15 protein-coding genes and 1 pseudogene are annotated in these 13,057 nt (G+C 35.3%); 4 read left to right on the forward strand and 12 right to left on the reverse strand.

Annotation, left to right across the window (positions count from 1 at the left end; all coding sequences use genetic code 11):
* Positions 1-41: 41 nt before the first annotated feature.
* The 9 genes and pseudogenes from KQI49_RS04950 to KQI49_RS04985 all read right to left on the reverse strand — a co-directional run bounded on the left by KQI49_RS04950 (position 42) and on the right by KQI49_RS04985 (position 6,943).
* Entirely contained in the window at positions 42-836 is a 795-nt protein-coding gene (locus KQI49_RS04950) for a formate/nitrite transporter family protein (protein WP_216487248.1), read from the reverse strand.
* Between the two features lie 639 nt (positions 837-1,475).
* Positions 1,476-1,823, reverse strand: a complete 348-nt coding sequence (locus KQI49_RS04955) for a DUF4260 domain-containing protein (protein ID WP_216487249.1) — start codon at positions 1,821-1,823, stop codon at positions 1,476-1,478.
* A gap of 3 nt (positions 1,824-1,826) precedes the next feature.
* Complete coding sequence (locus KQI49_RS04960) at positions 1,827-2,702, reverse strand: GNAT family N-acetyltransferase (RefSeq protein WP_216487250.1); 876 nt, start codon at positions 2,700-2,702, stop codon at positions 1,827-1,829.
* A gap of 22 nt (positions 2,703-2,724) precedes the next feature.
* Complete coding sequence (locus KQI49_RS04965) at positions 2,725-3,642, reverse strand: GNAT family N-acetyltransferase (protein ID WP_216487251.1); 918 nt, start codon at positions 3,640-3,642, stop codon at positions 2,725-2,727.
* A gap of 132 nt (positions 3,643-3,774) precedes the next feature.
* The gene (locus KQI49_RS04970; protein WP_216487252.1) at positions 3,775-4,251 is read right to left on the reverse strand and encodes a YbaK/EbsC family protein; all 477 of its coding nucleotides are present in this window, start codon (positions 4,249-4,251) and stop codon (positions 3,775-3,777) included.
* Positions 4,252-4,305: 54 nt separating this feature from the next.
* Positions 4,306-5,088, reverse strand: a complete 783-nt coding sequence (locus KQI49_RS04975; RefSeq protein WP_216487253.1) for an MBL fold metallo-hydrolase — start codon at positions 5,086-5,088, stop codon at positions 4,306-4,308.
* A gap of 71 nt (positions 5,089-5,159) precedes the next feature.
* Positions 5,160-5,396: pseudogene (locus KQI49_RS18975) on the reverse strand (DUF6429 family protein).
* A gap of 230 nt (positions 5,397-5,626) precedes the next feature.
* On the reverse strand, positions 5,627-6,136 hold the full coding sequence (locus KQI49_RS04980) for a GNAT family N-acetyltransferase (RefSeq protein ID WP_216487254.1): 510 nt from the start codon (positions 6,134-6,136) through the stop codon (positions 5,627-5,629).
* A 108-nt stretch (positions 6,137-6,244) separates the two neighbouring features.
* Complete coding sequence (locus KQI49_RS04985) at positions 6,245-6,943, reverse strand: response regulator transcription factor (RefSeq protein ID WP_216487255.1); 699 nt, start codon at positions 6,941-6,943, stop codon at positions 6,245-6,247.
* Between the two features lie 206 nt (positions 6,944-7,149).
* On the opposite strand from KQI49_RS04985, the gene KQI49_RS04990 reads away from it, so the two are divergent.
* The 4 genes from KQI49_RS04990 to pstB are packed head-to-tail and all read left to right on the forward strand — an operon-like array spanning position 7,150 to position 10,854.
* Positions 7,150-8,124, forward strand: coding sequence for a PstS family phosphate ABC transporter substrate-binding protein (locus KQI49_RS04990; RefSeq protein ID WP_216487256.1), 975 nt, complete (start codon positions 7,150-7,152; stop codon positions 8,122-8,124).
* A 39-nt stretch (positions 8,125-8,163) separates the two neighbouring features.
* On the forward strand, positions 8,164-9,120 hold the full coding sequence (gene pstC, locus KQI49_RS04995; protein WP_216487257.1) for a phosphate ABC transporter permease subunit PstC: 957 nt from the start codon (positions 8,164-8,166) through the stop codon (positions 9,118-9,120).
* A 1-nt stretch (position 9,121) separates the two neighbouring features.
* Positions 9,122-10,006 carry a phosphate ABC transporter permease PstA gene (gene pstA / locus KQI49_RS05000; protein WP_216487258.1) on the forward strand — a complete coding sequence of 295 codons (885 nt, stop codon included), beginning with the start codon at positions 9,122-9,124 and terminating at the stop codon, positions 10,004-10,006.
* 11 nt (positions 10,007-10,017) lie between these two features.
* Positions 10,018-10,854: a phosphate ABC transporter ATP-binding protein PstB gene (pstB, locus tag KQI49_RS05005; RefSeq protein WP_216487259.1), complete on the forward strand. Its 837-nt coding sequence runs from the start codon at positions 10,018-10,020 to the stop codon at positions 10,852-10,854.
* Between the two features lie 64 nt (positions 10,855-10,918).
* Here pstB and KQI49_RS05010 read toward each other — a convergent pair whose 3' ends face one another.
* The 3 genes from KQI49_RS05010 to KQI49_RS05020 form a co-directional block, all read right to left on the reverse strand.
* Positions 10,919-11,263 carry a DoxX family protein gene (locus KQI49_RS05010; RefSeq protein ID WP_216487260.1) on the reverse strand — a complete coding sequence of 115 codons (345 nt, stop codon included), beginning with the start codon at positions 11,261-11,263 and terminating at the stop codon, positions 10,919-10,921.
* Between the two features lie 152 nt (positions 11,264-11,415).
* A complete protein-coding gene (locus KQI49_RS05015) occupies positions 11,416-11,982 on the reverse strand; it encodes an NADPH-dependent FMN reductase (RefSeq protein ID WP_216487261.1) in 567 nt (188 codons plus the stop codon).
* 14 nt (positions 11,983-11,996) lie between these two features.
* The gene (locus KQI49_RS05020) at positions 11,997-13,055 is read right to left on the reverse strand and encodes an LLM class flavin-dependent oxidoreductase (RefSeq protein WP_216487262.1); all 1,059 of its coding nucleotides are present in this window, start codon (positions 13,053-13,055) and stop codon (positions 11,997-11,999) included.
* Between the last annotated feature and the right edge of the window lie 2 nt (positions 13,056-13,057).

Consider the following 13,057-nt stretch of genomic DNA (forward strand, 5'->3'; position numbering starts at 1 on the left):
AAATGACAAATTTGTGAAACGTTGAACAAGGTTGAGCAAAATTAAACTTCACTTGATTTTTTTGTTATTAAATGCAAAGCTATTGCGACAAATAGGATAGCTCCTATAAAATTACCAATCGTCACTGGTAACTGATTCCATACCCACCAATCAGCAAAGCTAATATCTGCACCAATGAGCATTCCTAATGGAATAATAGACATATTGACAACGGCGTGTTCAAAGCCTTGAGCAAAAAAGATAAGCACAGGAAGCCACATGCCAGCAATTTTTCCAATAGTTGATTGAGACATAAACGACATAACCGCCCCCATTGCTACCATCCAGTTACAAAGCACCGCCTTTACAATGACTGTAATCATTCCACCTGTTCCTATTGCTTGATAAGCTATTGTTTTACTTTCAGCTACTGAGATAATTTTATCGATTAATAGTGATTGAGAGATATTTCCAAAGTGAGTCACAGAAATACTGAATAAAACAGCGTATAGTAATCCTCCAAGTAGATTTCCAATAAAAGCTAGAGATAGATTTCGAATCATTAATCTCATTGTTGTTTTACTTCTAAAGTAAGCAATTGGAATAATCGCAAAAGATCCAGTGACAAGTTCAAGATTTAATAACAATATCATTACAAAACCCGCCGGAAAGACAACAGCTCCAACTATATCTAAACCTGTTTGTGATGCCGCTGATAAAGCTAATGTGGTCGCGAATCCTAATATTGCTCCTGATAAAATAGCACCTATTAAAATAACTTTTACTGAAAGACCAGTTTTACTTTTTCCTGCTACAGCAATTGAGTTTACTGCTTCATATGGTTTTACATAGTCCATTTGCAATCTCCTTTATTATTCATATTTTGGAAGTACATTCTTATACAAATTATTACAGATTTTAACACATACATATTTTAAAGGCTACAATTAATATTACTTTATTTTAAGTTTTTTAATTGCAGTAAAATATTCTTCAGTTTTTCGAGATAATTGACACAAAAAGATCCTAAAAGAAATGCCTCATTTGCCTCATTGCGATACAATCAATTATTTACTTTCCAGATTGGCTCCGGAAGAACTACAGGAAATCAGGACTTACATGATCAAGGAACTGCTAGAAAAACAAGATTTGGAAAAATACTGCATTGTTGTAAATATAAGGTGCCAAAAAACAGCAAAAATAATATCCTCTAATCTGTTAGAAGTCTTCCAAGCGCAACCTTTAACAGATGAGGATATTGAAATGTTAGAAAAACCTATACAAGTTAAGTTCACCAAATAAATAAATTATAACAAAGGGTGTGATATAACAAAAAACACATTAATTTATTCAATTTTCACAAAGATGTCTTGAAAAAATTTGTTGTCTTTTTTATTAACTTCTTTCATCGATGTCAAAAAACACAGCGTTAAGGGCAGAGCAGTTTCCATGTATATCTGACATTTAGTTCTTCTGTAATCAACATTTACACTAAACTAAACGCGACTCAAGTGGTTGTCTTTGAAGGCTGATGGATATTTTAATCCATAGCCAACCATCCTGTCCATGCCTATATGTGCTAGCCAGATTAGACCAATGATTAACACGACTGAATTAGATTGTACTTCTCCAAGGACAATTACACCAATAGGTATACTATAAGTGTGAAAGACGTTATAAATAATCGCCCCAACCCTATTATTTATTAAATAACCAAGTGCTGATAAGTCTGGTGCTAATAAAAACACAAAAAACAATACCCAGCTGAATTGATGATAACCATACCAATATACACTTAAAGCTAGAATGGAGAATCCTTCTATATGCAACAGAATTTTATTCATTTTTTATCCCCCAACTTTAAAATGATAACTGAATAAGCTATCCTGTGGTTTAAATCCCGCTTTTCTATACATATGATTGGCTCGACTATTAGTATTCTCAACCGTTAGTCTTATTTCATTAATTTGGGGATACGTAAACATTTCTGCTAATACTTCTTTTAAAAGTTTTGTTCCTAAGCCTTGATTTTGAGCCCCTTTTGAAACACTAAGGTATTCCAACGATGCCTCTCCAAATTCTGTATCAACTTCAAAGTAAGCGTATCCTTGTAATTTATTTGATTCATTTTTTAATACTTTTAACGTGTTTCCATTACCCAACCGCTCTATAATCGTTTTTGCATTATAGTACGTGTTCGGAAAAGTTTCGTTGTGCAATATCTCAAAGTCTTTAAAATCACTTGGTACAAAAGCAGTACTTCTCCTGTCAGTTACTTGATTAAAGCTTTTCTTCTTCATAACGATGATTAGATGCTCACCAGTCTTTTCTGCCATTATTTCATCCATGAATTGTTGCTGTTGTGTATTTTCATTATTAATAAAAAAATAATAATCTTCTACGTCTGGATTCTCCTTGATCAACTGTTCCCATATTTTTAACTGCAATTCATTTGATGAAAATTGACTGAATGGTCCCCAAACTTCAGCAACGGATTCATCCACATCAAGGCCCATAGCAGATATAACTTCTCCAAGTTCATTTCGGGCAATTAAGAAATTAACATCACCGCCCTCATTAACAAACTCTTCCGTTAATGTTCGTTTAATATCATGAGCTATTTCGCCACAAAAACCGATATGTGATTCCTTTCGTTGGTTCATATTGGATAAAAATAGTGATAATTCCTCCAAGTCTTTAGCCTTTTCAATTATTGGATTCATTTAAAGTCACCCTACTGTTCTTTTAATCTTTTGCTCTAATATTTATCTCTTCTTCGCCCACCTTTTGATAAGTAATCCAACTAGGACAAGGAGCAAATGGAAAACTATTCAGAACCTCCATAGCATAGTCATCCGTTGTATCAAACTCGCCGCTTATCACTTGAATATTACGTTTCCTCGCATAATTTATCTGATAGACTATTAATCTAGGAATTAGATCCTTGGTTTCCATATCAATTGCTCCACACCAGCCTAATTCTAAAGTGTTTTTTGTATTGGATTTATGTAGAAATGAATAAGCTATAATATTCCTTTCACCCTTATCCAAATAAACGAAACTTCCATCTATTAGGAGATCATCACATAGAATCAAAGCTTTCCATTTTTCTACAGTCAGCTCTTTAACGGGATTTACCGCGTGTGTTTGTTCATAATTTCTTTTCACCAAAAATATTAGTTTTTCCAGTAAAGTGACATTTGATAGAATTTCTGTTAAAGACTTTATTTCCTGTTTTTCATTTTTATATGGTAAATCATTTTGAACATCAACCAATTTTAAATGTGGCATGTACGTTCTTCTGATTTCTTTGAAGTTATTAGACATATAAAGTCTCTTTAAACGATTCGATGTTTCCCATGTTGAAGTTTGCAAAGTTGAATTTCTCGATTTTTCAACCATTGATAACAACTTCTCTGCAATATCTAACCTACGATAAAGTGGATGAACCAAGACCCGCAAATACTTACAATAAGGATGCATACGACTTGTCCAAGCAAACGTTGATCCTACCAATTTATTTCCAAAAATAGCAACGTAGGCAAACTTTAAATGAGTACTATTTAAAACACTCAACAAAGTTTCATCCTCAAAACACAAATGAAGTAAGTGTTTTAATTGCTCCTCGTCTTTATTTTTATACTTTTGAATGGTAAATTGCATCGTTAACCCTCCAGATAGCTCCCATCCCATAGATTATTGATGTCGACTCTGATATTTAAAATGTGAAAAATTGGCTATATCCATAAGTATGGTTCAAATCCAATAAAATAATATATTTTTAGAAATAAATTCTTATTTAACAGCAACCACCGTACCTTCAGTCATTTCGATTAACTCATCAGGTGTTAGCTGAACGACTGCTTTTGGATGACCAGCCGCAGCCCATATATCTTTGAATTGAAAAATATCCTCATCAATATAGGTTTGAATTGGCTCAGTATGTCCTAAAGGTGGAACCCCTCCAATGACGTACCCTGTATGTTCACGCACAAAGTCTGCGTTGGCCTTTCCTAACTTATCATCTAAATGTTTCTTAATTTGTTTTTCATCAATTCGGTTTGCTCCACTGGCTATGACAAGTAACGGTTTATTCGATTCCATCAATCGAAAAACAATGGATTTGGCAATTTGCGCCACATCACATCCTATCGCGCTAGCCGCTTCTTTAGCCGTACGAGTACTGTCAGGCAACTCGACCACTTTATTCGTGTAACCTTTATCGTAAATTATCTCTTGCACTTTCTTTGCATGTTTAGTTAAATTTCTCATAAGAACACCCTTTCAATCTAATTTTGGAGAAGTTTACTAGATAGCTAAACACTTCTAAAACTGTACACTAAATCCATTAAAATCATGAACACCCGTTCCAAATTGAGTAAGGTTATTTTCTCTTAAATACTCGACCGCTACTTTAACTTCTTTCAAAATTATTGGTTTTAGTCCGAGAGTATTATGTGAACCGAAAACCATTGAGACATCTTCTATTTCAGAGATTTTTTCCAAGGAATTCACTAAATCAACTGGACTTGTTGAAGGATAAAAAGCATAGATGGACGTTTCATCATAAAGTAAATCTCCCGTAAATAAATAACCGTTTGTTTCGTCAAAAACAGAGATATGGCCAGGAGAATGCCCTGGCGTATGATAGATAATTAACCGCCTGTTTCCTAAGTCGATTACATCCCCATCGTTTAGTATTCCTGCTGGCTTTCCTTGAAACGGCCGATATGTATTAGGATTAAATGTATCTGGAATAGGCAATGTTATATCCCTGCCTATGTCTTTACATATTTGTTTGATGGACAAACCTTGAATCCCATTTACCAACCAATCCTTATCTTTTTCATGTACATAAATCCTCTCAAATTCTCCATGACATCCTATGTGATCAACATGAACATGAGTTGTTATAACATCAATTGGTAGTTGCGTTAATTGATCTGTCATTCTTTTGATATTATCGATTCCTAACCCTGTATCAATTAAAATCGCTTTGTCTTTACCCAGTAACAAAAAAGAATGCACTTTCTCCCAGTGTCCGAACTCACTGATAGCAAAAGTACTATCGTCTATTTTTTGCACTGTAAACCATGAGTCCTTGAGCATATTCGACCACCTTATCCAAAAGAAATTCAGCAATCCCTACTTTTTATCAGATATCAAGGAATGTTTCACATCTAGTCTTCAATCCGATATTTCTTCACAAGTTCTTGTGCTTTCTCAATTCCTTCCTTGGTAAAAAAGACTGACTTCGCCCGGTTGCTTCCAGTAATATATTGCTTGTCTCTTAATTCATCTAACTACTCGAAAGGATATCCCTTCCAACTTCTTGGGGCTTCTCCTAAACCATAATCATCTGAAAATGAAGTTAAATATAATAGTAGTAATGTAAGCTCGTCAATTTGATCTTTCAAAATAAAACTTCCTTCTTTTTATTTTTATAATCTATTATAAATGAAAATTCTAAATATTGATAGACTGGATAAGAAACCCCATACTTTCCTTTTAAAAAAGAGTGCTGATTCTTATTATTGAATCGCACTCAATTCTGTTTAACATTTAAATTTTCTATACCTTGATTCTCTCCATGGGGACATGGGGACGGGCACTGCGTCCCAATAAAACTGGGACAGTGCACCTGTCCCTATGTCCCGACCTTCCGTACATACCGTAATGATATATATTCTTCACCAGGTGCGTTTGAATAGGCCAAGCTTTCAGTGTCTTTTACAAAACCTCTGGCTTCATAAAATGGAATCCCTTTATTATTTCCTTTTTGGACAGACACCCATTGTTCTGTTGATCCTTTTTCCTTTTGGACATCTGTTAGGTAATTAAGAAGCTGGGTACCTATTCCTTCACCACGGCGTGCAGGATCTAAGTATAGTACAAAAACCTCACTTCTATGTTGGCCAGTCATTCCTCCACCAATTGCTCCAACAACTATTCCCTCATCCAGTGCAACAAAATAACCGTCCCAACCATCCTTTTCTTCCAGTTCAGCTAATATACGGTCATGATTATAAAAGACTTTATTATTCCTTAGTATATTTTCGTAACTTCTAATGCCTTTATATGTATCTAAGCAACCTTCAGAACAAACCCTTGAAATACCTTCCACATGCTTCGGCAATCCCCTTTTAATTTCAATCACGCTTTATCACCTTTCTAATTATAATTCATTTGTTAAAATGACAACCTTCCTAACGGGACAAGGGGACAGGCACTGCGTCCCAGTTTTACTGGGACAGCGTGCCTGTCCCTATGTCCCCCTTGGTTCCTCCAACTTGTAGCCAAGCCCGTGAATGGTCTTAATGTAAATAGGTTTTTTGGTATCCGGTTCGATTTTTTCTCGCAAACGGCTAATGTGGACATCGACAATTCTTGTTTCTCCTGAAAACTCATAATTCCACACATGATCCAAAAGTTGATCCCTTGATAATACCATCCCTTTATGTTTTGCAAGATAGACTAATAACTCAAACTCCATTCGAGTAAAGGTGAGTTTCTTGGCCTCAAGCATCGCCTCATGTTTATCTATATAAATAATTAGATCTCCAATTTTAATAGTTTCATACACTTTCTCATCCGCTTTATTTGCTCTCCTTAATATTGCTTTAATCCTTGCTTGGATTTCCCTTATACTGAATGGCTTTGTTATATAATCATCTGCACCCAATTCTAGACCTAAAACTTTATCAGTTTCATCATCTCTTGCAGTCAATATCAATATTGGTGTATCAATTTTGTTACTGCGCAGGTGCTTACAAACTTCTAAACCGTCAATTTCAGGAATCATTATATCTAAAAGAATTAAATCATAGTCATTTCCCTCGGCCTTTTGTATGGCTTCAATTCCATCATAGGCCACATCTGTCATAAAGCCTGCTTGCTTCAAATTATACGCTAATAAAGTGACAATGGACTTTTCATCTTCAACGATAAGTATTTTCGTACTCATATTTCCATCTCCTTTAATTGACGATTCCTTTTTACCATAATTCTACCGCAATAGTATGTATATGTGAATGCCATTAGCCGATTGTAAACGAAAATTTACAAAGTAAACTGAGAATTTACAACTATTTTACATCGTTTTCACATTGGAGTAACAACTTCTATTTATTATAGGAATTGAAAGGCAAATTATTTTAAGGGGGAAAATTAATGAACACCAAAAAGTATCTAGCTTTCTTTATGTTAATTCTAACTGTGGTTGTAAGTGTTGCGTGTAACTCGAATTCAGAAGAGGCGAGCAAAAGTGATAGTAGTCAAGCAGCTGAATTAGACGGAAGTATTGTGATTGATGGATCTGGAACAGTTTATCCCTTAATGGCTCAATTAGCTGAAGAATACATGTTAACCGAACAAGAAAATGTATCAATTGAAGTGAGTAGAGCGGGAACAAGTGCTGGATTTAAAAAATTCTTAACAGAAAACGGATCTGATTTTAATAATGCTTCACGTGAAATCAAAGAAGAAGAAATCGAGAATGCAGATACACTTAATATTGAAACAAAAGAATTCAAAGTTGCATTAGATGGTTTAACATTTGTTATTCACCCAGATAATGATTGGGCCACTGAATTAACCAAGGATCAAATTATTAGCATTTTTAAAGCGGACAGCGATATATCAAAATGGTCAGATCTTGATCCAGATTTTCCAGATGAAAAAATCCAACCCTATGGTCCAAATGAAAACCATGGAACCTATGAATTCTTTTGGGAAAACATTCTTGAAGAAAAGGATTTAGTAAGCACGACGAATTTGCAACAAGAGTATTCTACACTCGTTAATCTCATTTCAGAAGATATTAATGGTATAGCCTTTTTCGGTTACGGATATTACGCAAGTAACCAAGATACGTTAAAAGCTGTCAATGTTGATTTTGGTGATGGGCCAGTTGAACCATCACTTGATACGATTGCAGAAGATGGAGATTATGCACCATTTACAAGACCAGTATTTACTTATTTAAATATTCAACATGCAAAAGAAAAGCCACAAGTATTGGACTATGCAAAATTTGTCGTAAATAACATCAACAATTTTGCCAGCGAAACAGGATTTGCGCCATTACCGGAAGATGAGATTACTGAGTATGTACAATTTTTGGATGAGTTGAAACAAGAAAATTAGACTTAATTATTCAAAACTCATTCAAAGGAGTGTGCTGTCATGGAGTTAAATAACAACATAAAAAAGGATAAAACCCTTAATGTTCGCGATTTAATCAATGAACGAAAAAAGTCAAAAACTATATCACAGTATATAGAAAAGATGGTTCCCCACTTTCTAAAAATAGTTACAGCCATTTCAATTTTAACTACATGCTTTATCGTCTTTACCTTGCTAACTGAAACAGTATCGTTTTTCAAACAAGTGCCTCTACTAGATTTCTTTTCGGGAACGAAATTAAAACCATTAAGTCAAAATCCTGAATTTGGAATCTTACCGTTAGTCATTGGCACCTTGTATTCTAGTCTCATAGCAATGATTGTAGCAGCTCCAATCGGTTTAATGTCAGCAATATTTCTAAGTGAGTACGCATCTGATAACTTAAGAAAAATAATGAAACCATTGCTGGAAATACTCGCAGGAATTCCAACGATTGTATATGGATTTTTTGCCTTTACATTCGTTACACCGTTATTAAAAATGTTTGTCCCAGGACTAGAGACAACAAACATTCTTAGCCCTGGCATCGTAATGGGTATTATGATTATTCCTATGATCGCATCCTTATCTGAAGATGCCATGCATTCCGTACCGAATTCTATCCGTGAAGGGGCATTAGCGCTAGGTGCAACCAAATTGGAAGTTACATTACGTGTTGTTATTCCAGCTGCTTTGTCCGGTATTATTTCTTCTTTCGTTTTAGCTATTTCTCGTGCCATTGGTGAAACCATGATAGTAACGATTGCAAGTGGAAGTTCGAAACAATTAACTTTTGATATCACACAGTCAATGCAAACAATGACCGCTTATATTGTCGAAGTTACTAGTGGAGATGCAGCGGCCGGATCAACAATCTATTATAGCTTATATGCTGTAGCGATGACGCTATTTATATTCACCCTACTCATGAATCTATTTGCAAGATACATCTCTAAACGTTTTAGGGAGGAATATTAAAATGGACTATATTGACAAATCAATCATTATGAAAAAAATAAACACTCGCCGATGGATGAATGGCTTTGCCAGGGGTCTGTTTTTCCTAGCCACTTCATTCGGTTTAGTTGTTTTATTAATTTTGATTGCTCGGATAATAAGTCAGGGAATTGGTTGGATTAACATGGATTTCCTCACCGGGAAGTTATCAACTCAAGTCGATAAGGCAGGTATATTCGGAGCAGTTCTCGGCACATTTTGGCTAATGGTTGTGGTTGCCCCAATTACAATGTTTATTGGTGTCTGTACTGCTATATATATAGAGCTTTATATGAAAAAAGGAAAGTTTAAATCTATTATTCAAACAAATATCTCCAACTTAGCTGGAGTGCCCTCAATTGTATATGGCATTTTAGGTTTAACGATTTTTGTTCGGTTACTTCAATTAGGAAATGTTGTGTTGGCTGGTGGCTTGACAATGTCTCTCCTCGTCTTACCCATTGTCGTCATTGCAAGTCAAGAAGCAATACGTGCAGTGCCAACTCATTTAAGCGAGGCATCTTATGGACTAGGCGCAACCAAGTGGCAAACGATTCGTAACGTTATTCTACCTGCTGCTCTCCCCGGAATTTTAACAGGTGCTATTTTAGCATTATCTCGAGCTATTGGAGAAACAGCACCACTTGTCGTCCTTGGTATTCCTGCTTTACTCCTACCCTTTCCGGGAGGTATTTTAGATAAATTCACTGTCCTGCCCATGCAAATTTATTATTGGACACTAGATTCATCGCTCACCGCTGAATATGCGAATCTAGCTGCGGCAACAATTATCACATTATTATTCTTTCTATTTTTTCTGAACGCAACAGCGATCTTTATTCGAAATAAGTTTCAAAAAAAATATTAGGAGTGAATGTCATGAGTACTGTCATAATGAATAAAGATAAGAATGTAAGCAACCACCATCAAAAACTTACTTTAGCCAAATTTAAACCAAAACAAAAGATTGTCTATCAAACGAACAATTTAAATCTTTGGTATGATGACGTGCATGCCTTAAAAAACATTAATCTTTCAATAGGACACCAAGAAGTAACAGCTATTATTGGTCCGTCAGGTTGTGGTAAATCAAGTTTTTTGAAGACACTAAATCGCATGGTTGAACTTGTCCCAGGTGTTCGCATAACAGGAGACATCACCTACAGTGGAAAGAATATATTAAGTAAGTCATTTAGTGTTGAGGAATTAAGAACGCAGGTAGGAATGGTTTTCCAGAAACCTAACCCATTTCCAAAATCAATTTATGAAAACATTGCCTATGGGCCAAAAATCCACGGGATTCGTAACAAGAAAATATTAAATGAGATTGTCGAACATAGTTTACGACGTGCTTATTTATGGGATGACGTAAAAGATCGTCTTAAACAGAATGCCTACGATCTTTCTGGTGGCCAGCAACAACGTTTATGTATTGCCCGCTGTTTAGCTATAAATCCAGATGTCATATTAATGGATGAACCAACTTCAGCCCTTGATCCAAATTCCACCTTGCAAATTGAAGAATTAATTAAAGACCTTAAGAAAGAGTATTCGATTGTTATCGTGACACACAATATGCAGCAGGCTGCACGAATTTCCGATAAAACAGCCTTTTTCTTACACGGCGAAGTTATCGAATATGATCAAACTAACTTAATTTTTTCCAACCCAGTGGATAAACGAACGAGTGACTATATTAATGGTGACTTCGGATAAGTCTACACAACAAAAAGAGCGCCATCCCACTTCCGGAAAGGCGCTCCCTTACTTAATAGTCAAATTACATAGACAATCTTATTACTAAAACAATTGCTGCCAGTATTAATAAAATAATTGGCATTAACATATTCTTAAATTCATCTTTAATTTTCACATGTGTCATAATAGCACCAAGCATTGTTACAACGATCATGATACTACCGATTATTGCTAAGGGCTGAATCCAAATCCCTATAATAATGATGATTGCTGAAAGTATTTCAACAGAACCCGTAAACAAACGGAAACCATCACCATAACCAAAGTATTCAAACCCTTTTTTCATATCTTCTGATGTGAACTTTTGATAACCGAACATCAGAAACCCTAAACCCAAGATAACCTGTAAAATAATTGATAATATCATTAATCTTACTCTCCTTCACATATAATTAAATAGTAATTCTCTAATTAGAGATATTAATCCAAAAATCTAGATAAATATTTCGAGCTCGAGATATTTATCCAGTTTTAACCATTAACCTACATAGGAACTTTAACATCTACAATTTTTTCTTTTTAAAAATCATATGCCTCATCTCGCTTCTGACGAATAGCTTCAAAAGCCTCAACGGTTAATACTGTATCTTCTGCTAAGCGTTCCAAGCGAAATAGAATATCATCATTCACAATTTCCTGACGTAAGAAGTCTTTTTCTTCAATAAATACATATGTTGGAACGATGTGTGCTTTCATATACGCCAAAATTGGGTTTAATTGTTGTTCCACCATTAAATAATGCTTCGAAGTACCTGCAGTTGCCACAGTACTAACAACTTTATCACGAAAAGCATTGACTGGCAGTAAGTCAAATATATTTTTCAAGGTTGCCGGAATCGATGCTTGAAATGTTGGGGTTCCAATAATAATAGCATCTGCAGCCATTATGGTCTCTGTAACATATTTCGTATCCCCTTCATATTCAAAGTAGTTGCGACCGTCACTGAATTCCAATGTATAATCAGCTAAGTCTAATAATGTCACTTCATGTTGCGGATATTTCTGTGAAAAAATTTCTACCGTTTTAAGCATTGCTGTTTTTGTCTTTGAACCAACGATAGAACCAGATAATGCTACGATTTTCATATTAGCCTTTCCTCCTACTTCACAGCTGTATGTTTTTTGACAGCTGGTATAATATCGTTCCCAATTATTTCAATGTTTTTCATAATTTTATCAAAAGGAACGCCACCAAAATCAATCTGCGCGATAAATCGTTGCATTCCAAAAAGTTCATGTTGATATAATATCTTTTCAATAATTTGTTCTTTATCGCCTACCATAAGTGCGTCACGATAATCTGTTGCTTGTGCAAATTGTTGTTTTGGATATCCTCCCCCGCGAATTGCTTGAAATCCAGTATTGATATGGGGATACATGCCTTTTAATGCTTCTTTTTCTGTATCGGCTACATAAAACAAACTTGTTGTTGCAATCGGTAAACTGTTTGGATCGAATCCATTTTGTTCTGCCATTCTACGATATGCAAGTACAGAAGGTTTGAAGTTCATAGCAGGGCCACCTAATGTAGTTAGCATCATTGGAATTCCCATAGCTCCAGCTTTAATTGCACTTGCAGGTGGCCCTCCAACAGCACGCCATATTGGAAGCGAGCCATTTAGGGGTCGTGGTAAAATTTCTGCATTTTCTAATGGGGCACGGAAGTTACCTTGCCATGTAACACGGTCATTTTCATTAATCTGTTTAAGCAGCTCTAATTTTTCTTCATAAATTTCTTCGTAGTCCTGTAGATCAACACCAAATAATTGATGAGCTCCAACACGTGAACCACGACCAGCAACTATTTCTGCACGTCCATTTGAAATTAAATCAATGGTGGCAAAATCTTCATAAACACGTACAGGGTCTAAAACACTTAGTACTGTCGCTGAACTTGAAATTTTTATTTTCTTTGTCGCTTGAGCAATGGCTCCGAGAATAACAGAGTGGGCTTGTGACGTAAAATATGTTTGATGACTTTCACCAACACTGAAAACATCAATACCAGCTTGTTCAGCTAGCTTACTCATTTCAATAAACTCTCCGATTCTTTCTTGTGCTGAAATACGTTTTCCTGTTAATGGATTCATGATATGGTCCCCTAAAGAATACAGACCAAATTCCATTCCTTCTGCTGGATTGATACGATATTGTTCCATAA

The sequence above is a fragment of the Virgibacillus sp. MSJ-26 genome (genome assembly GCF_018918075.1).
Taxonomy (GTDB): Bacteria; Bacillota; Bacilli; order Bacillales; family Amphibacillaceae; genus MSJ-26.

What these genes read in the sequence shown, in the direction of transcription:
- KQI49_RS04990 (WP_216487256.1), top strand. Translation starts at nt 7,150, where the DNA reads ATGAACACCAAAAAGTATCTAGCTTTCTTTATGTTAATTCTAACTGTG.
- KQI49_RS05010 (WP_216487260.1), bottom strand. Translation starts at nt 11,263, where the DNA reads ATGATATTATCAATTATTTTACAGGTTATCTTGGGTTTAGGGTTTCTG.
- KQI49_RS04960 (WP_216487250.1), bottom strand. Translation starts at nt 2,702, where the DNA reads ATGAATCCAATAATTGAAAAGGCTAAAGACTTGGAGGAATTATCACTA.
- pstB (WP_216487259.1), top strand. Translation starts at nt 10,018, where the DNA reads ATGAGTACTGTCATAATGAATAAAGATAAGAATGTAAGCAACCACCAT.
- KQI49_RS05015 (WP_216487261.1), bottom strand. Translation starts at nt 11,982, where the DNA reads ATGAAAATCGTAGCATTATCTGGTTCTATCGTTGGTTCAAAGACAAAA.
- KQI49_RS04965 (WP_216487251.1), bottom strand. Translation starts at nt 3,642, where the DNA reads ATGCAATTTACCATTCAAAAGTATAAAAATAAAGACGAGGAGCAATTA.
- KQI49_RS04950 (WP_216487248.1), bottom strand. Translation starts at nt 836, where the DNA reads ATGGACTATGTAAAACCATATGAAGCAGTAAACTCAATTGCTGTAGCA.
- KQI49_RS04985 (WP_216487255.1), bottom strand. Translation starts at nt 6,943, where the DNA reads ATGAGTACGAAAATACTTATCGTTGAAGATGAAAAGTCCATTGTCACT.
- KQI49_RS04975 (WP_216487253.1), bottom strand. Translation starts at nt 5,088, where the DNA reads ATGCTCAAGGACTCATGGTTTACAGTGCAAAAAATAGACGATAGTACT.
- KQI49_RS05020 (WP_216487262.1), bottom strand. Translation starts at nt 13,055, where the DNA reads ATGGAACAATATCGTATCAATCCAGCAGAAGGAATGGAATTTGGTCTG.
- KQI49_RS04955 (WP_216487249.1), bottom strand. Translation starts at nt 1,823, where the DNA reads ATGAATAAAATTCTGTTGCATATAGAAGGATTCTCCATTCTAGCTTTA.
- pstA (WP_216487258.1), top strand. Translation starts at nt 9,122, where the DNA reads ATGGACTATATTGACAAATCAATCATTATGAAAAAAATAAACACTCGC.
- pstC (WP_216487257.1), top strand. Translation starts at nt 8,164, where the DNA reads ATGGAGTTAAATAACAACATAAAAAAGGATAAAACCCTTAATGTTCGC.
- KQI49_RS04970 (WP_216487252.1), bottom strand. Translation starts at nt 4,251, where the DNA reads ATGAGAAATTTAACTAAACATGCAAAGAAAGTGCAAGAGATAATTTAC.